The sequence below is a fragment of the Virgibacillus profundi genome, from assembly GCF_002287375.1.
Lineage (GTDB): Bacteria > Bacillota > Bacilli > Bacillales > Amphibacillaceae > Virgibacillus_K > Virgibacillus_K profundi.
In genome coordinates this window covers 123,100-148,961 of the sequence record NZ_NPOA01000008.1, presented here as the reverse complement: position 1 = coordinate 148,961, position 25,862 = coordinate 123,100, and the positions used below count along the sequence as shown (strand labels likewise).

At 36.9% G+C, this 25,862-nt stretch carries 28 protein-coding genes; 21 read left to right on the top strand and 7 right to left on the bottom strand.

The genetic code is table 11. From position 1 onward, the window contains the following. The first annotated feature begins 68 nt into the window (after nucleotides 1-68). The 3 genes from hemE to hemY are packed head-to-tail and all read left to right on the top strand — an operon-like array spanning nucleotide 69 to nucleotide 3,502. On the top strand, nucleotides 69-1,103 hold the full coding sequence (hemE, locus tag CIL05_RS12875) for a uroporphyrinogen decarboxylase (RefSeq protein ID WP_095655949.1): 1,035 nt from the start codon (nucleotides 69-71) through the stop codon (nucleotides 1,101-1,103). A gap of 60 nt (nucleotides 1,104-1,163) precedes the next feature. After that, on the top strand, nucleotides 1,164-2,099 hold the full coding sequence (gene hemH, locus CIL05_RS12870) for a ferrochelatase (protein ID WP_095655948.1): 936 nt from the start codon (nucleotides 1,164-1,166) through the stop codon (nucleotides 2,097-2,099). Then, nucleotides 2,099-3,502 carry a protoporphyrinogen oxidase gene (gene hemY, locus CIL05_RS12865; RefSeq protein ID WP_095655947.1) on the top strand — a complete coding sequence of 468 codons (1,404 nt, stop codon included), beginning with the start codon at nucleotides 2,099-2,101 and terminating at the stop codon, nucleotides 3,500-3,502. The genes hemH and hemY overlap by 1 nt, the downstream gene beginning before the upstream one ends. A gap of 224 nt (nucleotides 3,503-3,726) precedes the next feature. On the opposite strand, the gene pepF is transcribed toward hemY, so the two are convergent. Together pepF and yhfH are read right to left on the bottom strand one after the other, a co-directional pair. Continuing rightward, entirely contained in the window at nucleotides 3,727-5,541 is a 1,815-nt protein-coding gene (pepF, locus tag CIL05_RS12860) for an oligoendopeptidase F (RefSeq protein ID WP_095655946.1), read from the bottom strand. Nucleotides 5,542-5,807: 266 nt separating this feature from the next. Continuing rightward, nucleotides 5,808-5,936, bottom strand: coding sequence for a protein YhfH (yhfH, locus tag CIL05_RS12855; RefSeq protein WP_095655945.1), 129 nt, complete (start codon nucleotides 5,934-5,936; stop codon nucleotides 5,808-5,810). A gap of 99 nt (nucleotides 5,937-6,035) precedes the next feature. On the opposite strand from yhfH, the gene CIL05_RS12850 reads away from it, so the two are divergent. Together CIL05_RS12850 and lplA are read left to right on the top strand one after the other, a co-directional pair. Beyond that, nucleotides 6,036-6,773, top strand: a complete 738-nt coding sequence (locus CIL05_RS12850) for an MBL fold metallo-hydrolase (protein ID WP_095655944.1) — start codon at nucleotides 6,036-6,038, stop codon at nucleotides 6,771-6,773. A gap of 74 nt (nucleotides 6,774-6,847) precedes the next feature. Then, on the top strand, nucleotides 6,848-7,843 hold the full coding sequence (gene lplA, locus CIL05_RS12845; RefSeq protein WP_095655943.1) for a lipoate--protein ligase: 996 nt from the start codon (nucleotides 6,848-6,850) through the stop codon (nucleotides 7,841-7,843). Nucleotides 7,844-7,897: 54 nt separating this feature from the next. Here the strand turns inward: lplA and CIL05_RS12840 are convergent, their stop codons facing one another. Then, on the bottom strand, nucleotides 7,898-8,941 hold the full coding sequence (locus tag CIL05_RS12840; protein ID WP_095655942.1) for a YeiH family protein: 1,044 nt from the start codon (nucleotides 8,939-8,941) through the stop codon (nucleotides 7,898-7,900). Nucleotides 8,942-9,057: 116 nt separating this feature from the next. Between CIL05_RS12840 and CIL05_RS12835 the strand changes: the two genes are divergently transcribed. From CIL05_RS12835 to CIL05_RS12825, 4 genes are all read left to right on the top strand, one after another. Next, a complete protein-coding gene (locus tag CIL05_RS12835; protein WP_095655941.1) occupies nucleotides 9,058-9,933 on the top strand; it encodes a LysR family transcriptional regulator in 876 nt (291 codons plus the stop codon). 154 nt (nucleotides 9,934-10,087) lie between these two features. Then, a complete protein-coding gene (locus tag CIL05_RS12830; protein WP_095655940.1) occupies nucleotides 10,088-11,626 on the top strand; it encodes a fatty acid--CoA ligase family protein in 1,539 nt (512 codons plus the stop codon). Between the two features lie 693 nt (nucleotides 11,627-12,319). Beyond that, complete coding sequence (locus CIL05_RS22270) at nucleotides 12,320-12,466, top strand: hypothetical protein (protein ID WP_165769122.1); 147 nt, start codon at nucleotides 12,320-12,322, stop codon at nucleotides 12,464-12,466. A gap of 110 nt (nucleotides 12,467-12,576) precedes the next feature. Continuing rightward, nucleotides 12,577-13,143 carry a competence protein ComK gene (locus tag CIL05_RS12825; RefSeq protein WP_095655939.1) on the top strand — a complete coding sequence of 189 codons (567 nt, stop codon included), beginning with the start codon at nucleotides 12,577-12,579 and terminating at the stop codon, nucleotides 13,141-13,143. Here CIL05_RS12825 and CIL05_RS12820 read toward each other — a convergent pair. Then, entirely contained in the window at nucleotides 13,046-13,435 is a 390-nt protein-coding gene (locus CIL05_RS12820) for a YhjD family protein (protein WP_095655938.1), read from the bottom strand. The genes CIL05_RS12825 and CIL05_RS12820 overlap by 98 nt on opposite strands. Nucleotides 13,436-13,653: 218 nt before the next feature. Here CIL05_RS12820 and CIL05_RS12815 point away from each other — a divergent pair, with 218 nt between their 5' ends. Next, the gene (locus CIL05_RS12815) at nucleotides 13,654-14,301 is read left to right on the top strand and encodes a TVP38/TMEM64 family protein (RefSeq protein ID WP_095655937.1); all 648 of its coding nucleotides are present in this window, start codon (nucleotides 13,654-13,656) and stop codon (nucleotides 14,299-14,301) included. 59 nt (nucleotides 14,302-14,360) lie between these two features. Beyond that, a complete protein-coding gene (lepB, locus tag CIL05_RS12810) occupies nucleotides 14,361-14,912 on the top strand; it encodes a signal peptidase I (protein ID WP_095655936.1) in 552 nt (183 codons plus the stop codon). A gap of 110 nt (nucleotides 14,913-15,022) precedes the next feature. Here the strand turns inward: lepB and CIL05_RS12805 are convergent, their stop codons facing one another. The 3 genes from CIL05_RS12805 to CIL05_RS12800 all read right to left on the bottom strand — a co-directional run bounded on the left by CIL05_RS12805 (nucleotide 15,023) and on the right by CIL05_RS12800 (nucleotide 16,995). Then, entirely contained in the window at nucleotides 15,023-16,186 is a 1,164-nt protein-coding gene (locus tag CIL05_RS12805; protein WP_095655935.1) for a site-specific integrase, read from the bottom strand. 102 nt (nucleotides 16,187-16,288) lie between these two features. Then, entirely contained in the window at nucleotides 16,289-16,462 is a 174-nt protein-coding gene (locus CIL05_RS22265) for a hypothetical protein (RefSeq protein WP_165769121.1), read from the bottom strand. A gap of 113 nt (nucleotides 16,463-16,575) precedes the next feature. Further along, nucleotides 16,576-16,995 carry a helix-turn-helix domain-containing protein gene (locus CIL05_RS12800; protein ID WP_095655934.1) on the bottom strand — a complete coding sequence of 140 codons (420 nt, stop codon included), beginning with the start codon at nucleotides 16,993-16,995 and terminating at the stop codon, nucleotides 16,576-16,578. A gap of 143 nt (nucleotides 16,996-17,138) precedes the next feature. Here CIL05_RS12800 and CIL05_RS12795 point away from each other — a divergent pair, with 143 nt between their 5' ends. The 10 genes from CIL05_RS12795 (at nucleotide 17,139) to CIL05_RS12750 (ending at nucleotide 25,835) form a co-directional block, all read left to right on the top strand. Next, on the top strand, nucleotides 17,139-17,348 hold the full coding sequence (locus tag CIL05_RS12795) for a helix-turn-helix domain-containing protein (protein WP_240510187.1): 210 nt from the start codon (nucleotides 17,139-17,141) through the stop codon (nucleotides 17,346-17,348). Nucleotides 17,349-17,380: 32 nt separating this feature from the next. Beyond that, entirely contained in the window at nucleotides 17,381-17,653 is a 273-nt protein-coding gene (locus tag CIL05_RS12790; protein ID WP_095655933.1) for a hypothetical protein, read from the top strand. Nucleotides 17,654-17,711: 58 nt separating this feature from the next. Continuing rightward, nucleotides 17,712-17,954, top strand: a complete 243-nt coding sequence (locus CIL05_RS12785; protein WP_095655932.1) for a hypothetical protein — start codon at nucleotides 17,712-17,714, stop codon at nucleotides 17,952-17,954. Between the two features lie 21 nt (nucleotides 17,955-17,975). Beyond that, a complete protein-coding gene (locus CIL05_RS12780; protein WP_095655931.1) occupies nucleotides 17,976-18,269 on the top strand; it encodes a hypothetical protein in 294 nt (97 codons plus the stop codon). A gap of 3 nt (nucleotides 18,270-18,272) precedes the next feature. Beyond that, nucleotides 18,273-18,785, top strand: coding sequence for a hypothetical protein (locus CIL05_RS12775; RefSeq protein WP_095655930.1), 513 nt, complete (start codon nucleotides 18,273-18,275; stop codon nucleotides 18,783-18,785). 561 nt (nucleotides 18,786-19,346) lie between these two features. Then, a complete protein-coding gene (locus CIL05_RS12770; protein ID WP_095655929.1) occupies nucleotides 19,347-22,403 on the top strand; it encodes a DEAD/DEAH box helicase family protein in 3,057 nt (1,018 codons plus the stop codon). Nucleotides 22,404-22,572: 169 nt separating this feature from the next. Further along, a complete protein-coding gene (locus CIL05_RS12765) occupies nucleotides 22,573-22,962 on the top strand; it encodes a hypothetical protein (RefSeq protein ID WP_095655928.1) in 390 nt (129 codons plus the stop codon). 164 nt (nucleotides 22,963-23,126) lie between these two features. Continuing rightward, nucleotides 23,127-23,534, top strand: coding sequence for a phBC6A51 family helix-turn-helix protein (locus tag CIL05_RS12760; protein WP_095655927.1), 408 nt, complete (start codon nucleotides 23,127-23,129; stop codon nucleotides 23,532-23,534). A 648-nt stretch (nucleotides 23,535-24,182) separates the two neighbouring features. After that, complete coding sequence (locus CIL05_RS12755) at nucleotides 24,183-24,899, top strand: hypothetical protein (RefSeq protein WP_095655926.1); 717 nt, start codon at nucleotides 24,183-24,185, stop codon at nucleotides 24,897-24,899. Nucleotides 24,900-24,923: 24 nt separating this feature from the next. Next, nucleotides 24,924-25,835, top strand: a complete 912-nt coding sequence (locus CIL05_RS12750) for a major capsid protein (protein ID WP_095655925.1) — start codon at nucleotides 24,924-24,926, stop codon at nucleotides 25,833-25,835. The last annotated feature ends 27 nt before the right edge of the window (nucleotides 25,836-25,862 follow it).

The following is a 25,862-nucleotide window of genomic DNA, read 5'->3' as shown; positions in this document are numbered from 1 at the left end:
ATAGATATAGTAAATAAGGATGTTATAAGAGGTATATGTATTATAAGTAAGTAAAAAGGGTGAATGATATGTCCAAGAAAATAAATGACACTATTATTAGAGCTTATAATGGTGAAAAAACGAATTATACACCAGCCTGGTATATGAGACAAGCAGGGAGATCACAGGAAGAATACCGTGAATTAAAGAAAAAATATTCTTTATTTGAAATCACACATCAGCCTGAACTATGTGCATATGTTACACGATTACCTGTAGAACATTATAATGTAGATGCAGCAATTCTTTATAAAGACATTATGTCACCACTTCCTGCACTGGGTGTGGACGTGGAAATTAAATCAGGAATTGGTCCGGTTATTCACAATCCGATTAAAAATATTCAGGATGTGGAAAAACTGGGAACGATTAATCCGACAGCAGATGTTCCTTATGTTTTGGACACGATCCGAATTTTAACAGAAGAACAGCTTGAGGTTCCTTTAATCGGCTTCAGTGGGGCTCCGTTTACACTGGCAAGCTATATGATTGAAGGTGGCCCATCGAAAAATTACAGTAAAACAAAAGCATTTATGTACCGTGATTCTGAAGTGTGGTTTCTACTGATGGACAAGCTTGCGGATATGACTATAACTTATGTGGAAGCACAAATCGAAGCAGGAGCAAAGGTAATTCAGATCTTTGATTCCTGGGTCGGGGCATTAAATGCTGCAGACTACCGTGTGTTTATTAAACCGATTATGACAAGAATCTTTTCAGAGTTAAGGAAGCATAATGTGCCATTAATCTATTTCGGAGTAGGCGCAAGACATCTGCTGCTGGAATGGAATGACCTGCCTGTTGATGTTATTGGTTTGGACTGGCGTACCAGTATTAGCGAGGCCCGTCAGATGGGTGTAACAAAGGTACTGCAGGGTAATTTGGATCCAAGCCTGTTATTGACTGAATGGGAAACAATTGAAAATCGGGCAAAAGGTATTTTGGATGAAGGTATGAAAGACACTAGGCATGTATTTAACTTAGGTCATGGTGTCACGCCAGATATTAAACCAGCAACATTGAAAAAGCTGACTGAGTTTGTTCATACGTATTCCAAGCGTTAAACATTTAGACTAAACAACAATCTTTACTAAAAGAGCCAATTTTTAAAAGAGGTGCTTATCATGGGAAAAAGAAAAATGGGATTACTTATAATGGCATATGGAACTCCGTATCAGGAGGAAGATATTGAACGCTATTATACACATATTCGTCATGGCAGAAAACCGGCAGAGGATGCATTGCAGGATTTAAAAGACCGTTATAAAGCAATTGGTGGTATTTCGCCATTAGCAAAAATTACAGAACAGCAGGCACATGCAATTGAGGCTAATTTAAATGCTGATCAGGATGAAATTGAATTTAAAGCATATATTGGCTTAAAGCATATTGAGCCATTTATTGAAGATGCGGTGGAAGAAATGGCTAAGGACGGCATTGAAGAAGCAGTGTCACTTGTACTGGCTCCACATTATTCCACATTCAGTGTGAAATCCTATAATGCAAGAGCAAACGAACAGGCAGCAAAGCACGGTATTAAAATTGACTCTGTTGAAAGCTGGTATGATGCACCAGGCTTTATAACTTACTGGGCAGACAAAATCGGCGCTGTTTTCTTTGAAATGACCCCGGAAGAACGCAGGGAAGCGGTACTGATCGTTTCAGCACATAGTTTACCGGAAAAAATATTGCAAGATGGCGACCCATATCCGGATCAACTTAAAGAAACCGCTAAGCTTATTGTGGAAGAGGCTGGCATTAAAAATTATGAAATTGGCTGGCAAAGTGAAGGAAATACCCCGGATCCGTGGCTTGGACCTGATGTTCAGGATTTAACACGTGAATTATACGAACAAAAAGGATATCGTTCCTTCGTATATGCACCTGTTGGATTTATCGCAGATCACTTAGAGGTTTTATATGACAATGATTATGAGTGTAAAGTTGTCTGTGACGAAGTGGGAGCAAATTATTATCGTCCGGAAATGCCTAACGTAAATCCGCAATTTATTAACACATTAGCTGATGTTGTATTAAAAAAAGTAAAGAGTGAAGTGTAATGAGCAACACTAAAAAAATTGTAATTGTAGGCGGCGGGATAACTGGGTTATCCGCTGCTTACTATTTACAAAAAGAAATAAAAGAGAACAATCTGCCATACGAGGTAAAACTGGTTGAAGCAGGAGATCGTTTAGGTGGAAAAATCAAAACAGTGAAGCGTGACGGTTTTACCATTGAGCGCGGGCCGGATTCGTTTCTAGCACGAAAGCAGCCTGCAGTTAAGCTTGTAGAAGAATTAGGTATGAGTGATGAGCTCGTTCGAAATGGAACTGGTCAATCCTATATTTTAGTGAATAATAAATTACATAAAATGCCTAGTGGTGCTTTCATGGGAATTCCGACACAAGTAAGGCCATTTTTGTTTTCAAGGATTTTTTCTCTGAAAGGGAAACTTCGTGCAGGGTTTGATTTTGCTTTGCCAAAGGGGAAGGAAGTAAGTGACCAATCCCTTGGAGGGTTTTTCCGCCATCGTTTCGGAAATGAACTGGTGGAAAATTTGATAGAGCCATTACTATCCGGCATTTATGCAGGGGATATTGATGATATGAGTCTGATGGCAACATTCCCTAATTTTTATCAGCTTGAGCAGGAACATCGCAGTTTGGTAAAAGGACTGCAAAAAACAATACCCAAGCGGAAGAAATCAACAGGGAAGAAACCAGGAATGTTCTTTTCGCTTAAAGACGGTTTGGAAAGCTTAGTTGATAAAATTGAGCAGAAATTAGATGATGGGACAGTTGAATTGAATGCTGCTGTAGATCATGTAGAGAAAAAGGAACATGGTTATCATTTACTGCTAAGTAATGGTGAAGTGGCAAAAGCCGATGCAATTATAATGGCTGCCCCTCATTACAGTTTACCGAAAGTGTTCAGTCAATATGATTTCTTTAAAACTTTCAAAGATATACCGGCAACATCTGTGGCAAATGTTGCGATGGCCTTTGATAAATCTGCAATCAAAAGGGATATAGACGGAACAGGGTTTGTTGTGTCCCGAAATAGTGATTTCCGAATTACAGCATGTACCTGGACACATAAAAAGTGGCCTGCAACAACGCCGGATGGTAAAGTACTGATCCGCTGTTATGTAGGCAGACCAAGTGATCAATCCGTCGTTGATCTTTCTGATGAAGAAATTAAGCAAATTGTATTAAAGGATTTAAATAAGACAATGAATATAACTGCAGAGCCTGAATTCAGTGTGATTACACGCTGGAAAAATGCGATGCCTCAATATACGGTTGGACATAAAGAACGGATTGCAACAGTTCGTCATGAGGCAAGTGAGCATATACCAGGTGTGTTTTTAACAGGAAGCTCTTATGAAGGTATTGGTGTACCGGATTGTATTGATCAGGGTGAAAAAGCTGTTGCAGATGTTTTGGAATTTTTAAGAGGTTAGATGATATGCTGGTTCCAGGCTTAATTGATTGCTTGGGACCAGTTTTTTATTGCGCTTTTACCGGCGAGGCTGAAGTTCACAGTGAAAAGGCAGAAGTTCACAATGAAATGGTTAGAAGTTCACAGTGAGATGGTCAGAAGTTTACAACAAAATGGCAGAAGTTCACATATTTAATAAGAAAAACATGCCCGGTCTCATAAAGACCCGGGCATTACCAATATATACTATTCGTAACTCTTCTCCAATTCATCGACAAGTGAGCCGACAAATGCTACTGCTTCTTTAATGGCATCTGTTTTTGACATATCCACACCTGCTTGTTTGATAAGATCAAGTGGTTTCTTGCTGCCGCCTGCTCGCAGCACGTCCAACCAACGATCAACAGCGGGTTTTCCTTCAGTTTGGATTTTTTGTGCAACCGCAGTGGATACAGTTAAGCCAGCAGAATACGTATATGGATATAATCCCATATAATAATGCGGCTGTCGCATCCAGGTTAGGCCGGCCCCTTCATCAAATGCTACTGTATCACCCCAGAAATTCTCCAATGCTTCTCTTTTTTGCGCTGATAAAACATTGGCTGTCAATGGTGTTCCTTCTTCCGCAAGTGCATATACACGACGCTGGAACTCTCCCTCTAATAGATGTGTTACAAAGTTATGATAGTAGGTTCCCAGTAATTGTGTAATCACCCAGCGCTTCATTCGTTTGTCATCTGTTTTTTCAAGTAAATGATTGGCTAACAACAATTCATTTATCGTTGATGGTGCTTCAACGAAATAGGTGGAAGGGCGCGTATTTACAAGGGATTGATTTTTCCCGGCAAGGTAAAAATGTCCCGCATGACCTAATTCATGTGCCAATACAAAAGCGCCACGCATTGTATCAGTCCATGTTAATAAAATGTAAGGATGAACACCATAAGGGCTTGAACAGAAAGCACCGGTAGCTTTCCCTGTATTATCTGCTAAATCGACCCAGCGGTCATTCAAACTTTTTTTCATGATTTCACTATATTCAGGACCCATGACTTCCAATGCTTCCAGAATAGTAGATGATGCTTCTTCATAAGTTGTGCTCGGATTAAATTCAGGATCAAGTGGTGCTTTTAAATCACTGTAATGCAGTTCATCAAGTTCCAGTTTTTCCTTCATTAGCTTTGCATAACGTCTCATATGTGGTGCTAATTCTTCCTGGATAACATCTAACTGATTATGATACATCTCTTTTGTTACTTGTTGAGATGTAAGCAGCATATCTGTAACAGACTCATAGGAGCGCAAGTTCGCCATTGTCACCTGTTTTGTCACTTCTGTTGCATATGTTGCAGCATACGTATTTTTATATTGATTCAATGTTTTAATAAAAGAATCATAAGCCTTTCGACGTGTATTTTTATCAGCTGCCAGTTCATAACGATCTTCATATAATGCTGCTGACATTGGTAATTCACTGCCATCTTCACCTGTAATCGAATCAAATTCCATGTCAGAGGACTTGCTGCGCCCGTAAATCATATATGGTGCACCGTGCACCTCACTAAGTGCAGCTAACGTTTCCTCTATTTCCGGTGTTAATGTATGAGGTTTTTTCTCCAATGTATCCTCAAGCATCTTTTGATAGGTTTGCAATTTGGGTTCTTCTTTCAAAAATTGATCAATGGTTTCTTTAGAAAGTGTTAATAATTCTGATTCAATAAAAGAAAGTTTGGTACCGATCCCGGCTAATGCTGAGGATACTCTTGCCGAGTCGCGTTGATTGTTAGGATCAATACCGTCAGCACTTGCACGCAAACTGGCATATGTAGCAACACGGATCACCCTTTGCTGATAGTTCTCCAGTGTGGAAAGACAATGTAACAGGTTCTCAGCACTTGTTTCCAGTGAACCTTTATATTTGGTTACCTCAGAAATATCTGATTGAATTGCTGCTAATTCTTCTTCCCAGGCTGCCTGAGATGCGAATAGATCACTTAAATCCCATGTTTGTTCCAAAGGTACGTCAGAACGGTTCCATCTTTTGGTTCCAGTTGTAGTCATTATTTATTCCCCTTTTCCAAAACTATTTCGGTACTCTAATTAATTATAATATAAAAGCAAATGGAATGATACGATTTTTCAGATTTTCAAATAGGGGATGTCAAAAAAATTTTGCTTCTAATTTAGCAACTTTTAAGCAATAACTATAAATATGCAAAAAAAACACAGCTACAAATAATAGCTGTGAGTGGATTGGAAGTATAGTGTTGTAGTACAGTGAAAATAGGTGAAACATATCCGGCAACTGGTTATTTCAGTACGGATTCTTACCTCGCAGGATGATCACATTCGTCACATAAATTACCATAGCAATCAGCTTTCTCAAGCATATCATGGCCACAATGGCTGCATTTTTTCTTTGGTAAATTTCTAAAAAACTCAATGACATTAATCAAAGTGATTCCTCCTCATAAGTTAATTAAATTCATTGTATTATAACAGTATGCTATTTGTCAATGCTGTGTTACAACAAATTATGAAAAAGGGTGATTTTTTTGAAAATAACAGTAATTGGATTCTGGGGTGGTTATCCTGCCCCAAATGGTGCTACATCTGCTTATTTAGTTGAAAAAGATGATTTTTCTTTATTAATTGATGTGGGGAGTGGGGCATTATCAAAATTACAAAATTATAAATCAGTTTCCGAACTTGATGCAGTAATTTTATCCCATTACCACCATGATCATGTGGCAGATATTGGTGTATTGCAGTATGCCAGGCTTGTTCAATTTTATGTAGATGGCAAAGACAAAGTCCTGCCGATTTACGGGCATCGTGAAGATCAATCCGGGTTCAAATCATTAACACATCAATTCACGAAAGGTATCGCCTATGATCCGACAAAGAGCCTTAAGATTGGTCCATTCTCCATTACTTTTCTAAAAACAAAGCATCCGGTTCCATGCTACGGGATGCGGATTACAGATGGTGAGAATGTAATGGTATATACTGCTGATACAAGCTATCAGGAAGAATGGATTGATTTTGCTAAACATGCTGATTTATTAATATCGGATTGCAATTTCTATGCAGAACAGAATGGATCCGGGGCTGGGCACATGACAAGTACAGAAGGTGCAACAATTGCTGAGCGAGCAAATGTGAAGGAATTAATTCTCAGCCATTTACCGCAATATGGTGACAACCTACAATTAGTGCATGAAGCAAAAGAATACTATAAAGGCTATGTTCAGTTGGCGAAGGAGGGAATGATCTGGGCAGCTAAATCGTAAGGTATATGTTTTGATTGCTTCGGTTAATTGGATTAAAATAATAGATGGAAGCAAATTAAGAGAGGAGTTTTTTGATGAAGTTTATCGATAATCAGGGAATTACAGACCCACAAATCAACCTTGCAATTGAAGAGTATATATTGGAAAACTTTGGTGAAAAAGATACATATTTATTATTTTATGTCAATAAACCATCTATCATTATTGGCAGAAACCAAAATACCATTGAAGAAATAAATACAGAGTATGTGGATAAAAATGGAATAAAGGTTGTTCGTCGCCTATCCGGTGGTGGTGCGGTTTATCATGATGAACAGAATCTGAATTTCAGCTTCATTACAAAAGATGATGGAAACAGCTTCCAAAATTTTGCTAAATTTACCGAACCAATGGTGCAGGCATTAAACAAATTAGGTGTGCCTGCCGAGATGCAAGGAAGAAATGACCTTGCAGTCAAAGGACGTAAAATATCCGGTAATGCGATGTTTTCAACCAAAGGGCGTATGTTTAGCCATGGAACATTAATGCTTGATTCTGAAATTGAAAATGTTGTATCAGCTTTGAAAGTAAGCAAGGAAAAAATAGAATCAAAAGGAATTAAATCAATTCGCAGCCGTGTTGCAAACATATCCGAATTTTTGGAAGAGAAAATTACTATGGATGAATTTAAGGAGATTATTTTACGACATGTATTTGATGTAGAAGATATAAATGATATTCCACGATATGAGTTAACAGAAGAAGACTGGAAAAACATTCATAAAATTTCTGAAAAACGTTACCAGCAATGGGAATGGAACTTTGGAAAATCACCTGCATTTAATATTAAGGAATCCCATAAATTCCCTGCCGGTCTTGTAGATGTCCGGTTGGATGTTAAAAAAGGGATCATTGAAAACTGTAAAATTTACGGTGACTTCTTTGGAATCGGAAGTGTACAGGTTATTGAGGAAAAATTGGCAGGAGTACGTCATGAGCGAAAAGCCATTGAAGATGCTCTTGCAGATGTAGATGTTCCTCACTACTTAGGAAAAATCTCCAAAGAGGACTTTATAAATCTGATCTATTAAGATTTAATAGATCTATTGAAGAGGCTCACCTTCGGGGGAGCCTCTTTATAAATTTTAGACAATAAAATAAGCTAAAATGGAGAGTGCAATCGACGTAATTACCATGGCAATTAACGGTTTCATTGCTTTTGTACGTAAATCTTTCAGGCTGACACTAAGGCCAAGACCTACCATTGCAGCAGTTAGTAGCCAGGTAGATAATGTATAAACCCCGTTCATAAATTCATCTGACACAGGTATTACACTTCCAAAAACATAAGTACCTAAAATACTAAAGATAATAAACCCAATTAAAAACCAGGGAAATGCAATTTTAGTATCAGGTTTACTTGATCCATTCTTTTTAAGTTTAATCACATAGATTAGGATAAAGCATAATGGAATAAGCAGGAATACACGCCCGAGTTTAGCAAGCAAAGCCATTGCCAGTGCATCTTCTCCGGCAGGAGCGGCTGCTAGTGCGACATGGGCAAGCTCATGCAAACTAATACCTGACCATATGCCATAATCTATATTTGATATTGGTAGAATAGGGCGTATTATCGTATAAATTATCGAAAATATCGTTCCCATCAAAGCAATAATTCCAACACTTATCGCTGTGTCTTCATCTTTAGATTTTACAATTGGTGCAACTGCAGCTATGGCAGCAGCACCACATACTCCTGTTCCTACACCCAATAATAAAGAAATCGTTGTATTAGCTTTAAAAACTTTTGCGAGCCAAATCATGAGTAGAATGGCAAAAATGATGACAACTGCATCACGAATAAGTAATCCCAGCCCATCATTAAGCACAATATTAATATTTAATCTCAGACCATATAATATGATTGCTACTCGGAGTAGTTTTTTTGATGAAAATGTAATGCCACTCTTTAAATTTTTAGGATACCCAAAAATCTGGCGATAAATAATTGCGATTATAATAGCACAGGCTAATTGACCGACATAGGCAAATCCTGGCAGGAGAGCTAATAAGTAACCTGATAGTGCAATTAAAAATGTAAATACAACCCCGCCTATCCAAGTCCATTTCGTGTTTGAATTGGGATTCTTCCGAGGCTTTTCCTGATTTTGTTTGTTTTCAGTAGTCATAAATTGTTTTAACCTCCTATATCCAGCATAATCTACTCTTTGATATAATTAAAATAAGTAATTATAATACTTATAATAAGTAAAACGATATAATGAAATGATTGGATGGGTTTAGAATGGATCAGCATTTACAGGTATTTGTAACCGTAGCAGAAAGACAAAGCTTTTCACGGGCTGCAGAAGAATTGCATATGACGCAGCCTGCAGTTAGTCAATATATTCGTATTTTTGAGGAAAATATCGGTACAAGGTTATTGGATCGAACAAATAAATATGTTCGCTTAAACAAAGCCGGGGAAATCGTTTATCATCATGCAAAGGAAATTACCGGACTGTATACAAAGATGCAGAATTTAGTGGATGACCTGTCAAACAAAGCTAGTGGTCCCCTAAACATAGGTGCCAGTTATACGTTTGGAGAGTATGTATTGCCACATATTATTGCACGTTTGCAGAAAACCTATCCTGCTATTCAACCAACAATAACAATCGGAAATACTGCTAAGATTGCTGGTTTGGTTGCAAGTCATCAAATGGATATCGGTATAGTGGAGGGGAATTTTAAAGATAAGCAATTGTTGATCGAAGAATTTGCCGAGGATTATATGGTAATTGTGGCTTCTCCTAAACATCAATTCGCAAAGCAGAATGGATTTATAAAAATAAGTGAGCTGGGGCAGGAATTGTGGATCGTTCGTGAGCAAGGATCGGGAACTCGGGAAGCTTCTGAAAAAATGTTTGAGAAAATAGGAATCCAACCTGAAAAAAGAATGAATTTCAGCAGTACACAATCGATTAAAGAAGCGGTGGAAGCCGGGCTTGGAATAAGTTTATTATCACAATGGACAATCCAAAAGGAATTAAAAAATGGTGATTTAAACGTATTAGAAGTAAAAGGTCTCCCGTTTATTCGGCAATTTTCGATTATAACGAAATCTCCATTTCAAACAAAAGCTTTGGAAGTATTTATCGAATTGCTGCATGAGGAATAACAAGACTATCCTCTTGAAGAATATTCTTGTATGACAAAAAGTATTAATAAATGTCAGCGTTTTCACTTGAATTTAAATGATCTGTATTCTATAATTAGTATAAATTTTATAATAATTATGAATGATTATTCATTCATTACTTGGGGGACTAATTATGAATTTAAGTGATCAATTATCAATTACTGCTAAAAAATATCCAACAAAAACTGCTTATATTTTTCAAGGTGAAGAAACGAGCTATATGGAATTAGAGGGAGCGGTAATAAAATTTGCTTCAAGATTGGAACAGCTGGGCTACAAAAAAGGTGATCATATTGCTTTAATAGTTGGAAACAGCCCATATTATGTAATCGGCTTGTATGGTGCTCTAAGGATGGGGCTTGTCGTTATCCCAATTAATCCATTGTATACAGCACATGAAATGACATATATTTTGAAGAATGGGGATGTAAAAGCTGTAATTACAATGGATATATTGCTAGAAAAGTTTACTGCCATTGCGGACAAACTGCCAAAAGTTAATCATTACATATCCTGCGATTCAGGGGCTGATCTAAAGCTCGATCAAAATTTACTTTCTTCTAAATTGAAATCGTTTACACAATTAATTCAGGAAGGAAGTCTTGACTATGATGCTCCAGAGCTCAAGGATGAGGACCTAGCCATTATTTTATATACTTCCGGAACAACTGGAAAACCAAAGGGTGCCATGTTAACGCATAAAAATTTATTCTCCAATGCGAAGGATGTTGCTGATTATTTAACAATAAATGGAGAAGATCGTGTAATAGCAGCATTGCCAATGTTCCACGTGTTTTGTTTAACAGTAGCTTTAAATGCACCATTATTGAATGGGGGAACGGTTTTAATCATGCCAAAATTTTCTCCGCAGGAAGTATTTCGAATGACGAAAAAGTACAATATTACGGTATTTGCTGGTGTACCAACAATGTATAATTATTTATTACAAAGCGCACAAGAAAATAAGGAAGACTTTGCCGGGATTCGTTTATGTATTTCTGGTGGGGCGTCAATGCCTGTTGCCTTATTGAAGGAATTTGAAAAAGCATTCGAAGTACAAATATCAGAAGGCTATGGTTTATCAGAAGCATCACCTGTGACATGCTTCAACCCATTAGATCGCCCTAGAAAACCGGGTTCTATTGGGAGAAATATCATCAATGTTGAAAATAAAGTAGTTGATGAGTTTGGTATAGAAGTTGAGACAGGTGAAGTTGGTGAATTGATTGTTCAAGGACGAAATGTGATGCAGGGCTATTATAAAATGCCTGAAGAGACAGCAGTAGCCTTAAAAGATGGATGGCTTTATACGGGTGATATGGCCAGGATGGATGATGAGGGGTATTTCTACATTGTAGACCGTAAGAAAGATCTGATTCTTGTCGGGGGATACAATGTTTATCCAAGGGAAGTGGAAGAGGTCTTATATTCACATCCAAACGTTACCGAAGTAGCTGTTGTTGGAGTTCCTGATCCGGAAACAGGTGAAGCGGTAATGAGCTATGTTGTTGTTGATGATTCATCTGCAACAAAAGAAGAATTGATTGGATTCTGCAAAGAGCAATTAGTAAAATATAAAATCCCTTCTAAAATTGAGTTTTTAGACGAATTACCAAAAAATACGACAGGAAAAATTCTGAGAAGAAGTCTTCGTGAAAAAGTTGTGAATTAAGTATGATTTTTGTGAATTTTGTTTCTATTCGATAGAAATTGCGACACAGTGAAAATTCATTTGCAAACGCTGGTTGAGAGCAGGAATTCGCTACAGAAACACATTTCGCGGACCTTAGGGCGGCTGGTGAGCCTCCTCGTGCTACTCGTCTTTAGGGGTCTCACCTATGTCTTTCCTCCCGCAGGAGTCTTCAATGTGTTTCCTCCGCTGGTATTCCGGTTACTATCGATGAACGAATTAATAAACAATAAACAAAACATCAAACCACCCCACCAGTTCGGGTGAGTGAAGGGCGGTGACTCCTTGAAAATACAGATCTATTTTCTGCGTGCGATGTAACGCTGCCGAAGCTTTCCTTGTCCTGCGGGAATAGCACGTGTCTGAAGACCCCGCAGAGTGGTTTTCTCGAGGAGACTGAAGCCGTGCCCTAAGGATGCGCATCCGCCCGGAGCGATCCCGGACGGCAGCAATAGCACATGTTATTGGAATCAATCTCGATTTACTTCGCATTTTATAAATTTTGTGACAAAAAACAATTCTTTTGATGAGAGCAGTGCGTAGTCCTAATCTTTTTAATAACAGTTTAAATTAGAAAAACACCTTGAAGCTATTTGGCTGCAAGGTGTTTTTCACTGCAAAGTATAAATCTTGTCACATCGAGGCAAACTAAATAGAAAAAGGGATTGTTGTGTAATGAAAAATAATAATAATAAAACACCAGAGCTGGATACATTTACTTTATTAAACCCTGATTTTCATATCATGGAAGAGCAGTATCCACAGGAATTTAAAAATGCGAAGCTTGAAAAAACGGATAAATCCTCGGAAAATGTAGAATAAGTAAAAGTTTTATCGGAAAATTTTGTTTTTGTCTATCTTTTTAACCAGAAATTTGATAGATTATAATGTAAGCCGCTTTCTTTTCATTTAACATTGAAAGGAAGATGAAAATGTTAAGTGAATATTACATCCCATCGTATGAAATTACCCCAATGACATTGGCCATTGTAGCCAAACAGGACAGATTAGGCACGCTTACTACTTTTATATTTGAAGAAGAGGAGGAATACGTTGTTGATCGTTCCCCAAGTAAGATCATAGATTATGCCTGTAAATTTTTTGGAGCGAGTCTAAAAGGCAGACAGGATGGAACCAGGGATATTTGTGGGATTACACATAAAGCCCCGATTTCCATCGACCCTACCAGTGGAATGTATTTCTTTCCTACCACCTCACCGACAAATTCAAAATGCTCATGGATTGCTCATTCCCATATTGATAAAGTGAACAGGGCCGCAAATCATTGTGCACAAGTAGTCTTCAAAAATGGCAGAAAAGTTATCCTTGATGTTTCCTATGGCTCTGTGCTAAACCAGGTCCAGCGAACAGCACAGTTCCGCTATCTGCTTGATAATCGGATTAAGTTTTTGCAACAGCATAAGGCTGAAGTGGTGGCTGAGCCTGCTTCAAAAGCTCCTGCAGAATCGTTTCAACCTTATTCCGAATGGCAGGATTGAAGTAATTCCGCTTTTCTTCCCGCCCCTGGCATAGGAATAGATAAGATGAAAAGGAATCATTTTTATTTAATGTAACAACACTTATTTTCTTATTCTCCATTGTTTTTCGCAAATGTCTGCGTTCCTTTACTCCTTCAGCTGCCATTTTTTCCAAAAGCTCAATATATAGATCTTTAATTTTAAAGGGGCCTGTTTTGACAAACTGAATGTCCTGATTTATTACCACGATTGCCATGGAAAGAAAGAGAAAGCGTGAAGCAACCTGCAATTCTTCATCACTGAGATAACGCATGATAAATCCTCCTTCATTAACGGAACGTTCGTTCTCGTATTTATATTATATGACAAAACTATAAAAAATAACAACATAAAACAAAATAATTTCAAAAAATGAAAAGAAAGTGGCAAACTAATTGATAAGACTATGCAGATTTCATAGTTTACATTAAAATAAATATAGAGAGACTAATATTAATGTTTTTTACAAGTGAATGAGGAGAATTTAGCTAAATGTATTTATTTAACATCAAGTTATCTGATTGGAGAATCATGCTTGAAAACGACAAACTAGACGATTATATTATGCAACTGTTAAGTGATTATGAAAGTCTGGGACCAGTTCCGGGAATTCTGTTGCCATTTATTGAAGCATTCCTGCCTTTTTTGCCATTGGTTGTTTTTGTTTTTGCAAATGCAGCAGCATACGGGCTATTGGAAGGGTTCCTATTGTCCTGGGCTGGATCAAGCATTGGGGCTGTACTCGTTTTTCTTATTATTCGTAAACTGGGGGATAAACGAATATTCAAAGCAATCCGTCGTAATAAACAAGTAAAGAAAGTAACCGCGTGGCTGGAAAGACATGGGTTTGGTCCCTTATTCCTCTTAATGTGTTTCCCGTTTTCACCATCTGCAGTTATTAATGTAGTTGCAGGTTTATCGAAAATTAGCAAACAACAGTTTATACTTGCTGTATTATTAGGAAAATCGGTTATGATATTTTCAATTGCATATGTCGGGTCAAGTATATTGGAATTCGCAAAAAATCCAACAAAGACAATTGTGGTAGGAATTTGTATTGTCTTATTTTGGATGATTGGTAAATATTTGGAAAAGAGAATAGAAAAAAGAGCATTGCGAAAAGACATTGAAAAGGATTAAAAGCCTTCTAATCAGGGTATGATAAAGATAGAGAACAAAACCCTGGAGGAAGATTCAGTATGAAGAAATTAAATTATCGCAGAATTATCCCAGTGATCTTTTTTGCGATAGTAATAGCATTGATTTTTCGGTCTGTATTATTTGCAAGTTATGTAGTGGATGGTGAATCAATGCAGCCAACACTATACGATGGAAATTTGTTAATGGTAAATAAGGTTATTTATAATTTGGAAGACGTGGATCGCTTTGATGTCATCGTATTTCACGCAAATAAGCAGGATGATTATGTGAAGCGGGTCATTGGATTACCTGGTGATGAAATCAAATATAGAGATGATCAATTATATATAAATGGAGAATATGTAGAGGAAGCTTTTCTTGATCCATATATTCAAGCAAGTGATAGGAAACCATTCACAAATAATTTTACATTAACAGAAGTGACGGGAGAGAAAAAGGTGCCGAAAAACAAGTTGTTTGTGATGGGTGATAACCGCTCAGACAGTCTTGACAGCAGGTCCTTTGGTTTCATATCAACAAATCAGCTTGTAGGAAAAGTAGGAATTAAATATTGGCCATTATCCAAGGCAAGTGTAACTCTTGGCAAATAACTACATTAGGGCTTTTATCTCTGGTAAAACCTTGTAGTAGCGAAAAGCCTTGTAGCAATGGGGTTTGAAGGGAGTATTTTAAAAACCCTCCCCAAAACCCTTAGCAAATCCTACTTAATTCCCCCAGCGATTCTTAAACTTTCACCAAATGCAGTTACAGATTCTTCTTCTAATTCCTTGAAAGAATGACTGTAAATCTCTAAAATCATATTAGGAGTATTACCTAAGCGGTCAGCGATAACTTTTACTGGTATTCGCTGGCCTATTAATATTGTTGCATGTGTATGTCTTAATCCATGCGGTGTGATCTTCTTTAATTTAGTTTTTTTGAGAATCACTTTAAAACTATAATTTATAGCATTTTCAGTTACTGGTTCACCTGATCGAGACGATATAAAAATGTAGTCATCATCTTTTAAATGCTTCCCAAAAGAAAGCAAAGTTTTTTTACACCACTTCTTATAAACCTCTAATTGTTTTACCAATGCATCATCAATTATGATTTTTCGATAACTTCTTTTTGTTTTTGGAGATCGTACCCCTTTTTTATCCCTGGTACGCTCAACAGTTAATGTATTGCCTTCAAAGCCTATATTATCCCAGGTTAGACCTAAAGCTTCCCCCCTACGTAACCCCGTATATGCTAGGGTGAGGATTAAACTGTAGTTCGTTAGGGTTACTGATGACTTTGCAGCGTTTAAAAATATATTTAATTCTTCAGCTGTTAAAAAGTTATCCGCTTGATCTTCCTGTTCAATGACAATCTTGTTGAATCTGTTTCGTGGGATAATCTCATCGTCAACTGCTGCATTAATGGCAATTTGAAATAATTTATGGAACATATGAACCGAGCTAGGTTTATACTTCTTTTTTAACAATTCATTGATATACACTCTTTTGTAAGTGGTCTTATCAAGATCTGATAATTTATATTTCCCCAGCAATGGCTTCATTTGATATTTAATTGCGCCTTTTCTTTGCATTTGAGAAGATACCTTCCAGTCGCCTTTATGAATTTCGTACCATATATCAAGCCATTCAGATATAGTTAAATTAGCATTAGAGACTTGTTTGACATTTCCATTAAGGATGTTTGTCTTTACCTCTAAAAGCGCCCTATACGCTTCATTTTCCTTCTCAAATCCTTGTTTATATTTTTCCTTACGTTTACCTAAACTGTCATAGTATTTATGCCTGAACAACCACATTTTTGCGTTTTTTGCATTGTAGTAATAGAACAGTTCTGGATCCTTCTTTGTTTTATACAATTTCATAGTTATTTGTCCCTTTCGTTGCGTGGACAGACGCTGTTAGGGGTTTAACTATGTTTCTTTGTATTTTTGTTCGGCAGCACCTCCTTAAAGTTATTCCTGGATTTATTTCAAAGCTTTTCGTATTTCTTCATGTAAGGGAGTGATCGGTGTTCTTTTTTCTCCCCACTTTCTAAGTAGTTCTAATGATTTTTCCGGATTGGTGTATGACAGTTCGGCTAATTTAACTGGTATCTCTTCTCGTTTTTGGAGAATTTCCATATCAATTGGTAATGTCATTAATAGATCTCCTTACTAAGTTATTCCTCGCACGTACGTGCGTATTGTTACCACATGGCAACAACTATCATCAAGAGCACTCTATGTTATCCCTCACACGCACGCGCCAATTGTTAGCCCAATACAGTTTCGATAATCGTAAGTAGTTTTTCCTTTTCTTCTTTCGTAAGTAGCTTGTCCTTGTAATGAAGGTGGTTATCTATTGAAAGCAATTCGTGCAGATCAAAATAATCTTTATTTAATTCAAAGTCCTTGTATGCTGCAAGGAGGTTTTCTTTTGATTTTAAAAGGTCACTGATTTCTTTGTCAGTTTCTGTTTTTATTAGGTTTATCCCTGCAAGATACGCTAAATATAAAAAGTCAACTTCTAATATGTTTGCTATTTGTGCGATAGTTTCTACAGAAGGCTTATTTTTACCCAACTCCCACATGCGGACTGTACTTTCAGCTACATTTAATCTTTCAGCAAGTTGTTTTTGTGTAATTCTTTTTGATTTACGTGTACGTTTAATCTCTATTCCTAGATCGCTCATTCCTCCACCTACTCTTTATGCTTTACCTATATTAAAACATTAGATGAGAGGATATACAATAAAAATCCGCACTATAAGTGCTTGACATCATTATAAATGCTGTTGTGTGATATAGTCAATCCCATTGATAAGGAGGTGAGGGGGTGAACGTGTTATCAAAGCAGCAGCCTTTAAGAGATTTACGAAAATCAAAAGGATTTACTCAGTATGAAATGGCGCAATCTATAGGCGTTTCATTGTCTATGTATGAGAAGGTGGAAAGAGGTTACGTTAAAGCGACTAGGAATTTTATTGATAAAACAAAAAGTAAATATCCTTATATTAACGTTAACTATATTTTTTTTAATAATTAACAGCATTTATAATGCTGCGGGGAGGATTAAAAATGTTAGCTAACATAAATGTTGATGTTGACCAGGAGCAGGTAAGGGCTTATATCAATGAAAAGCTGGATAAAATGCTCAATGAAACATTGCTTTACTGGGATATAAACGAAATGGCCAAACGTACTACAATGTCGAAAAGCTTCCTCGAGAATGAAATACTTCATGATTCACGGATGAAGTTGCTTGAAAGACGTAAATCAAAAGGCAAAAGAATATGGCCCTTTGAAGCCAGTGCAAAAGTGATTCAAGAAATTACGGATGAGTGGGAATAAAAATAAATTATGCGTGGACAGATGCTTGTAAAAGAAACCGATAAGGGAGAGGTTAATAATGAAAAACTTTAGAATCCAAGAAAGATCACCAGTAGAAAATACAGTTTGGTATTTGGAAGTACAGCCACATTATGAAAATGCAGAAGATGGAAAAGATAAAACAGATGCAGTTTACTTTGAAATGGGGCAATGGGGAGAACATGGTCATGAACTAGATGCTGGAATTACATGTCATGTTGAAGATGCAAAAGCCTTTGCCAATTCTATATTGAAAGCGTGTAAGGAAATAGAAGGCGAATAATAAAAATAGGGGGTTACTACAATGCAAAGAAAACTAAATGAAATTAATAATCAGGCATATGAAGTTTCGGGTGGTTTAAATACGATTGACGGACAGATGATTTTCTTTGGCGATCTAATAGAAGATATGCACGCGCACCCTGAAGAAATGGGAAAGCGAGTGCAAGAGGGAGATGTTCAAAAACAGTTATATGCTATCTACACCTTGCTTCATAATGAACTGCTTGATATTAAAAAGTGCCAAGAAGAGATTAGTAAGATTTCAAGTGAAAACTTAGAAGAGGTAGCAATGAATATTGAATATAGGGGAGAGTAAAATATGTACAAAAATTTAATTCACGAAATGGCAGTAAAAAAATTTGTAACAGAAGACTTTGCAGGGAGACTTGGGATCCCAGCTTCAGAGGTTAGTAATAAAATCAAACGGTCTGGAAGTGAATTTACTTTCGGTGAAGCACTTAAAATACAAAAAACCTTTTTCCCTAAATCTGATGTTAAGTATCTTTTTCATATAGATACTGCACCAGAAAAAACAGTACGAACTATGGTTCATGATTTAGATGGATCTCTAGGGAGTATTGATTTAAAAGTTGAGGCGTTAAACGATATTAAAAAAGAAATGCAGTTTTTAAGAGAGGACATGGATGCCGCTTCAGTAGACATGGAATTCGGGGATTTTCACAGGAAAATACGAATGTTAGATGATTTGATCCATTACGCAGTTACCGGGCTTACTGCGCATTACAAAACAACGGATAAGATAGCAACTAGCTTATTTTCGAAGATTGTAAAAGAAGGTGTTAGTAATGAAAAAGAAACTGACAAATCCTAGTGTTTTCTTTCCAGTATTTTTTGCAGCAACAATTGCATTTACGTGTTTTTGTTTAATAAATTCATGAAAAAGGAGATATTCGTATGACAAAACAGAAGAAGAAAGAGCAGCTGTTCAAAGAAATGTTAATTGAACTACTGAAAGAGAAAAAGGCGTAAGGAGAACCACCCAGTAATCCTTACGCCTCATAGACTGTAAATAAATTATAACACAAAATAGGGCGTTTTAGAATTGTTCGTCCACAAATAAAAACAACGGGAACCAGCAGCTATACGGGTGCTGGGTGTGAGAATCAGACTTCTTGCTAAGGTTATGCTCTGAACATAAGAGTCAGAATCGGCCTCCCCATTTTATTCAGGAATCACTGATTATCATAGGGAGGCCATATTTATGTACTTTACTGGTTTAAGGGAAGGGAAGGCAGCTTATGTTTACGACAAATAAAAAAGAAAAATCGCCTTCCCTCACCCCAGGAAGACGAAAACAATTAGAACATTTCAATGAATTTGATACCTCTATTATAACACATTATAGGGGTAATGATAAGCGTTGTGATGCCCTATGACAACAGCTTTATTGGCGAAACACGTTGTATTGGTAGATGGGGGACGAGCTCCAGGGCAATTTGAAAGAACTCCTTCAGGTGTATCAGTAAATGATTTTAAATTAAACCTCGTAAAATCAACCCTCAGTATAAGGGAGATAGTAGAAAAGTTTAGCCAGGGTCACAATATAATTTTATCGGATATAGACATAATTAGTAACGGACCAAATGCTAAAGATAAAGATATAAAGTTTGTTTCCTCAGATATTTTTGCAATTGATATTGATGATAAGAAGTATGAAACGGATCCGGTTAAGGTATTTGAAGCGCAAAAAGGAAAAGCTGTGGGGATGTTCTACACATTTAATCATGGGATAACCGGAAATCGGTACAGACTGCTTTACCAGCTGGATCAACGAGTTACTAATCAAAAAGAGCTGCAGGGAATCATAAATTGTGTAATGGCAGATTTAAGGCAGCAAGGAATTGCCGGGGTAGATAGCCAAGCTAAAAACGTACATATGCCTGTCCGTGGTGGCCACTGGGGAAAACATAAGTACTTTGTTCATGGTAGCCCTATAAAACTGAATACTCAAGAACTATTAATCAAGGTACGTGAAAAAATAAAGCAGCGTGAAGCAGCCTTAAAGGAAAGATATAAGGAAGTTGAGAACCAAGTTTTGCCACCTTTTGAAGTTCTAAAAGAAGCAGCTGAAACAATTGGACACTTGCCCTCAGGGGCAGGAGTTACGGAAGAATGGTTACGACTTACCTACGGGCTTAAATATGCTGCAGATATCGGACAGTTAACAGATGATGAAGGCTTTGACCTATTTAATATTATCTCAGGTGGAGAACAGCCTTATAACTACTGGGACAGAATGAGCGCAAATGGAGAAGCAACGATAGCCTCATTTATCGAGTACGCAAAGAAGAAAGGCTTTAAATTCAAACATGCATATACAAATGAACAACCTATAGATCCAGTCTATGAACATGAAACGATAAATATTACTGATTTTGTAAGTAAGAATGACGCAAAGCAACTACTTGATCGTAACGAAAAGCTTTTAGTTGATAGTCCTACTGGAAGCGGGAAGACAACAGCCTTTATTAATGCGATGAAAGAACTAGCAGCTGAAGACGTTAGTGAGTCGAATTTCTTTATTTTAGCAGTTCCTACAATTGCCCTGGTAGATCAGTTAGCGAAAAAACATAATCTGCTCCCTGTTAAAAGTGGAGATCGTACCATGTTTAAATCAAAAGGCACACTTCATAATTACACAGAAAAAGGAAATCGAGTCGTTGTTTCCACTTATGACATGACAAGTAGGATAGTGAAATTTTTAAGAAATGAATATAATCATTTTCGATTTTCTATAACAGTAGACGAGATACACAAGTTTGTTACGGATTACAACAAAGGCTACCGTTATTTAGCTGTAAGAAGCCTAGAGGGTGTAAGTAAGGAGTTTGAAGTAGTTTCCTATATCGGGCTATCAGGAACGCCTGACGAGGTATACAAAAATCAGTTTGATAAGGTTATAGAATTTAAGAAGAACAATCAAGCTTCACCAGCAAAGAGTTTCCGAGTTTTTACTTACAAAGACCGAAAAAACGAAATGCCCTATTTGATCCAGCTGATAAAAGCCTATGTTTTGTTAGCAGATGCAAGGCTGCTTGTGTTTATTCAATCTAAAAAAGCAATAAAAGAGATCGAGTCAGTCTTAAATAAAAATAAGATCAAGGCAGTAAGTCTAACCTCAGACAATAAAGATAAAGGGATGTACAAGCAGCTGGTAGAACAAGAGACTGTAAACGAGGATGTACAGGTAATATTGTCTACCACTGTTATTGCAGATGGAATTAATATCCTGAATGATAGCCCAAACTGGGGAGTCATAACAGTAGCTACAAATACATCAGATTTATTTAATATCAGTACCATAAGACAAATGAGTAATAGATTTAGAAGGCCATACCTGTTTCATGGAATTTATACCCAGGAGTCAAAGTCTGAGGAAAAAGCAAAAAAGAGTTATTTCCTTGAAGGTGCTTTTTCCTACAGATTAAAGAGATCCGAAGAGCTTGTTAAAGAAACAAAAGAATTTATCTCAGAAAGTCCAGAGAAGTTCCTAGAGGGGATTATTGAAAAAGAGAGGGGAGTCTTTCTTAAAGAGGAAACAGACCTGCAGATTGATTATACACACGTCAGACACAAGACAGTGAGAGATAGAGAGAGTTACTACCGTTTATATAGAAAAGCGTTTATGAAGGCTGTATCTGACGTTTTAGGGCTTCCTATATCTTTAGAGTTTGATATTGATAAAAATATTGATACAGGGTTTCTTGCAGCAATTGATTTTTCAACTACGCAGCAGGAAACACAGGAAGCGATTGAAGAAACAAAGCTGTCTGACCAGGAGAAGAAGGAAGGTATTAAGGATAAATTTACAGATGAAGTATATGAAGCTTATGAACTTGGAAAGTCGATCATAATTGAACAGTTTGAAAATGAAGTACTACCAATGCACGCAGCGTGTATAAAGGGGCTTTACGAAATTCTAGGGTACAGATCCTGCAAAATAGCTGTAATGAACGTAAATAGAAAAGCAGATACACATAGTTTGAAAAACGATATACGCTACATGATGGATTATGCCTATATGTATATTTACGGATTGAAAACAAAGACCTGGAAGATATTATCCAGCTTACTTAATATATCAGAGTTCATTTCGAATGATGACTATAAAGAAGAAGTTGAAAAAATCGCTAAAAAACACAGAGTTAGTGTGAAGGAAGTGAAAAGCGTTGAGCGAATGGTGAATATCGAAACACGTAAAAGCAATGGGGTGAGACAAAAAAGGACGGGCGTTAAAACAATTTACGGATTAGCGGAAAAACATGAACTGGAATGGAAGGAAATAATACATGCTATGGAAAATTTAATCGAGAAAGAAGCATTTCGAGGGAAGCAAAAAGAAAGAATGAGGGAGGTCATTAAACAGGTGAAAAAAGAACAGCAGCGACAAGAAATTATAAGTATGGGATGGACTTTAGAAAATCAATAAACAGGGACGTTTAATCCCTAGTAGATTGGTAGTTACTACTAATAGACTTAGGGGGATTAAACGTCCCTGTAAAACCTTATAGTATCAAGGCTTTAAGCTACCTATATTACAAGTATTAAGTTTGATAGATTTTACTTACAATTTAACTACTTTTTAGGACGTGACTAACATGAGTAAACGAATTTATGTAGAAGATTATGTATCAAGAATTGGTGTACGTAACATGCTTAAGTATTATCATAAACATCAGGGGCAAGATTATAGATGGGAAGAAAAAGTAACAAAATCCCCTAGAAGTAAGGATGGAATATCTGGGGGCCAAATGAATAAAATTATGATTGACCAGGCACTCGAGCAAATGCCTAAAATGGAAAGGGCATGTTGCCGGGGCAGATGGATCCTAAAGGTACCGCGTTATAAGATACTCGATATGTTAAAGCTATCTTCTTCTCAGTATTACGCTTACTGTGATTCTGCAGTCGAACATATATATACGCATATTAACGGTGAAAAGATTGGTACAAAATCATTACTGGAAACGATACTAAAAGAGGATTAAAATAAATGCTAAAAGTACCTACGAAAACTTGACAAAAGCCCGCAACAACAGTATTCTTAGTATAAGATGGGTAGTTTGTACCCAAGGCAATGTAAGTGCCAACTCTAGGTAAAGTGTATATCGCACTTTGCCTTTTTTATTTAATAAAGGTAGGTGATTGATTTGTGGCTATGAAATGGTTAGGTACTGAACACTATATCGCTATTAATTATTTAGCACTTCCTGATAAGGGCGGGTTATCTTATGGGGAAATAGCTAAAAAAGCAGGCGTAACAAGAAAGTCATTGTATTCATGGAGACAAGATCCTCTATTTCAAACTGAAGTTAATCGGAGAATGAGGCGTACTACGTTGCATAGATTACCTGAGATGATGGAGGCAATGGTACAGTCTGCAGTGGAAGGCCATAATGCTGAAGCTCTTAAACTATTACTGCAGCTGAATGACCTGTTACCTACACCAGGGCTAAGTATAGAAGAGAAGCTTATGGCTAACAGTGATAGCCAGTCCCTTACAAATATAGGGGACGCACATGCCCGTATAAATGACTATAAAAACAAGGGTATAAGTTAGTAAAACAATGTAACAACGCTACACTGTACTAAGGTTAAAACACCCACTGCAACCTTCTGGTGGACGTGCGCCTATATCTTTCAGGCTTATAGGCTCGTATGACGTTATACTATGCTGCCTGTCTTATGCACTGTTTATGCAGGAAGCGCTGGTTTCGCACCTCGTCAAAAGCCTATCAAATCAACGTTTCATTTTTTATACATTTAAGTCTGTGATTGAGGTCTCTAGAAACATTGTTAAATCAACGTTTGAAAGACAGGTTCCGATTATATTGATTATGTAAACTTAACACTTTAATGAATAAATATACACGACATGCGAGGGGCGAAAGGCGAGGTTCGAGGTAGGGGGTAGTGTAGGGGAGCGCCCCATTCCCCTACTGGAAACTGCTGCCTCTGAAACCCAAATATCAAAATAAGGCTTGAAAATCGAATAAAAAACACGAATTTCGTAAGTCATTTTATGCCCGAGTGTCAAGTGGGTGTGACATGGCTTTTTTGTCGTAAAAGTAACAATAAAAAATTTTATATTTATTCTACAAAATAGACCTGAGAAATGGTCTGTTTTTTATGAGAAAAAATGTCTCAAAACTATAAAATTTTAAAGAAATTTTGCTTTTTAAAAAATATGAGAAAAGAGGAAAAAACTATGAAAAACAAATTTAAAGAATTGGATTTATTTACGGATCAGTCGTCAAAAATCGTAAAGCAATTAGCAAAGCTGAAAAAAGCGAAACGAGATGCGGAATTCGAACTGGATCGGGTGGTAAAAGAATCAGAAGCATTGATTATTACAGAAGCAGTTACAGGGGATGCAATTGATAAAGTAGAATTAAATAGGCTTACTAAAGAAAAAGACAAATTACAACAGGAAATAAAGCAGCTGGATTTGAGAATATCTGTAACAGAAAGCAAAAAGCCTGGCTTACTAAAAAAACATATGGAAGATTTAGAAAAGGGATATAAACGAGAAATGGACGTCTTACGTAAAGAGGTAGAGAAAAAACTTGATGGGATTACACCTTTCGTTGCTGAGTATCTGAAATACTTATATGAATTAGGTAAGTTGAACAGGGAAGCAGATCATATCCATAATAGATTCTTGGGTGCAGCTGGTGAGGTTACTGATAAGTATGAAAAAATGTACCGATTTGGTTACGAGTGGTTAGATCTTGATTATGAACTATTTGGCTATGAACATACTGGCTCACGTAAACGAGGTATCACTAAAAGCGATCAGTTAACAGCAGTTAAAAACGGTAATCTTCCAGGATCAATTGCTTTATACAATTTAACAGGGGAAGTTGAACCGGATCAAGGCAATGCAGCAAAGAAGTATAACGAAGCAACAAAAAATAAAAAATAAAATTAGAAAAAGGGGAAATGAAAAATGAGTTTAACATTACCAGAAGCAGCTAAATTAGCAACAGACACATTACAACGAGGAGTAATTGAAACATATGCACGAAACAGTGCTGTGCTCGAAATGCTACCGTTTATGAATATTGAGGGAAATGCCTATGCGTATAATCAAGAAGAAACACTTCCAGGGGTAGGTTTCCGTGGAGTAAACGAAGCATACGAAGAAAGTACAGGGGTAATTAATCAATTGTCTGAAAGCCTAATTATTATGGGTGGAGATCTTGATACAGACAGATTCCTAGTACAAACAAACGGAAATCAGGTCAGAGCAGCGCAGGACGCTATGAAAATAAAATCAGCAGCATTATCCTATACTGACCACTTCTTTAATGGGGATGTTGATGTAACTCCTTTAGGTTTTGACGGTTTAAAAAAACGCCTGGTAGATGATCAGGTAATTCAAGTGGGAGCAAATGGTATGAACCTAACACTGCCTATGCTTGATGCATTAATTGACCAGGTGGAAGGTGGCCCGGATGTTATTTACCTAAATAAGGAATTAAGACGAGATTTAAAATACCTTATTCAAAATGATGATGGGTACACTGAAAATGATTACGATGCATTCGGAAGAAAAGTTTTCCGTTATGGCGGTGTTCCAATCAAAATTATCGAAACAAATGAGAAAAATGAGGACATAATAGGCTTTAATGAAACTCTTGGGACGAATAACGAAGTTGCTTCTATTTACGCTATTAAATTTGGAGCTGAACAATACGTATCAGGACTACAGAATGGTGGGTTAAGTGTAAAGGATTTAGGTGAATTGCAAAAGAAACCTTCACTTAGAACTCGTGTGGAATGGTTTACAGGACTAGGAGTTTTTCACCCGAAAGCTGCCGCAAGATTAAAAGGTATTACTCGAAGAAATTATAAATAACAGATAAAAGGCTGCCTTCAAATGGTG

Excerpts from the sequence above, each read along its gene's own strand:
- hemE (WP_095655949.1), top strand. The coding sequence starts at position 69 with ATGTCCAAGAAAATAAATGACACTATTATTAGAGCTTATAATGGTGAA.
- hemH (WP_095655948.1), top strand. The coding sequence starts at position 1,164 with ATGGGAAAAAGAAAAATGGGATTACTTATAATGGCATATGGAACTCCG.
- hemY (WP_095655947.1), top strand. The coding sequence starts at position 2,099 with ATGAGCAACACTAAAAAAATTGTAATTGTAGGCGGCGGGATAACTGGG.
- pepF (WP_095655946.1), bottom strand. The coding sequence starts at position 5,541 with ATGACTACAACTGGAACCAAAAGATGGAACCGTTCTGACGTACCTTTG.
- lplA (WP_095655943.1), top strand. The coding sequence starts at position 6,848 with ATGAAGTTTATCGATAATCAGGGAATTACAGACCCACAAATCAACCTT.
- CIL05_RS12840 (WP_095655942.1), bottom strand. The coding sequence starts at position 8,941 with ATGACTACTGAAAACAAACAAAATCAGGAAAAGCCTCGGAAGAATCCC.
- CIL05_RS12835 (WP_095655941.1), top strand. The coding sequence starts at position 9,058 with ATGGATCAGCATTTACAGGTATTTGTAACCGTAGCAGAAAGACAAAGC.
- CIL05_RS12830 (WP_095655940.1), top strand. The coding sequence starts at position 10,088 with ATGAATTTAAGTGATCAATTATCAATTACTGCTAAAAAATATCCAACA.
- CIL05_RS22270 (WP_165769122.1), top strand. The coding sequence starts at position 12,320 with ATGAAAAATAATAATAATAAAACACCAGAGCTGGATACATTTACTTTA.
- CIL05_RS12825 (WP_095655939.1), top strand. The coding sequence starts at position 12,577 with ATGTTAAGTGAATATTACATCCCATCGTATGAAATTACCCCAATGACA.
- CIL05_RS12820 (WP_095655938.1), bottom strand. The coding sequence starts at position 13,435 with ATGCGTTATCTCAGTGATGAAGAATTGCAGGTTGCTTCACGCTTTCTC.
- CIL05_RS12815 (WP_095655937.1), top strand. The coding sequence starts at position 13,654 with ATGTATTTATTTAACATCAAGTTATCTGATTGGAGAATCATGCTTGAA.
- lepB (WP_095655936.1), top strand. The coding sequence starts at position 14,361 with ATGAAGAAATTAAATTATCGCAGAATTATCCCAGTGATCTTTTTTGCG.
- CIL05_RS12805 (WP_095655935.1), bottom strand. The coding sequence starts at position 16,186 with ATGAAATTGTATAAAACAAAGAAGGATCCAGAACTGTTCTATTACTAC.
- CIL05_RS22265 (WP_165769121.1), bottom strand. The coding sequence starts at position 16,462 with ATGACATTACCAATTGATATGGAAATTCTCCAAAAACGAGAAGAGATA.
- CIL05_RS12800 (WP_095655934.1), bottom strand. The coding sequence starts at position 16,995 with ATGAGCGATCTAGGAATAGAGATTAAACGTACACGTAAATCAAAAAGA.
- CIL05_RS12790 (WP_095655933.1), top strand. The coding sequence starts at position 17,381 with ATGTTAGCTAACATAAATGTTGATGTTGACCAGGAGCAGGTAAGGGCT.
- CIL05_RS12785 (WP_095655932.1), top strand. The coding sequence starts at position 17,712 with ATGAAAAACTTTAGAATCCAAGAAAGATCACCAGTAGAAAATACAGTT.
- CIL05_RS12780 (WP_095655931.1), top strand. The coding sequence starts at position 17,976 with ATGCAAAGAAAACTAAATGAAATTAATAATCAGGCATATGAAGTTTCG.
- CIL05_RS12775 (WP_095655930.1), top strand. The coding sequence starts at position 18,273 with ATGTACAAAAATTTAATTCACGAAATGGCAGTAAAAAAATTTGTAACA.
- CIL05_RS12770 (WP_095655929.1), top strand. The coding sequence starts at position 19,347 with ATGACAACAGCTTTATTGGCGAAACACGTTGTATTGGTAGATGGGGGA.
- CIL05_RS12765 (WP_095655928.1), top strand. The coding sequence starts at position 22,573 with ATGAGTAAACGAATTTATGTAGAAGATTATGTATCAAGAATTGGTGTA.
- CIL05_RS12755 (WP_095655926.1), top strand. The coding sequence starts at position 24,183 with ATGAAAAACAAATTTAAAGAATTGGATTTATTTACGGATCAGTCGTCA.
- CIL05_RS12750 (WP_095655925.1), top strand. The coding sequence starts at position 24,924 with ATGAGTTTAACATTACCAGAAGCAGCTAAATTAGCAACAGACACATTA.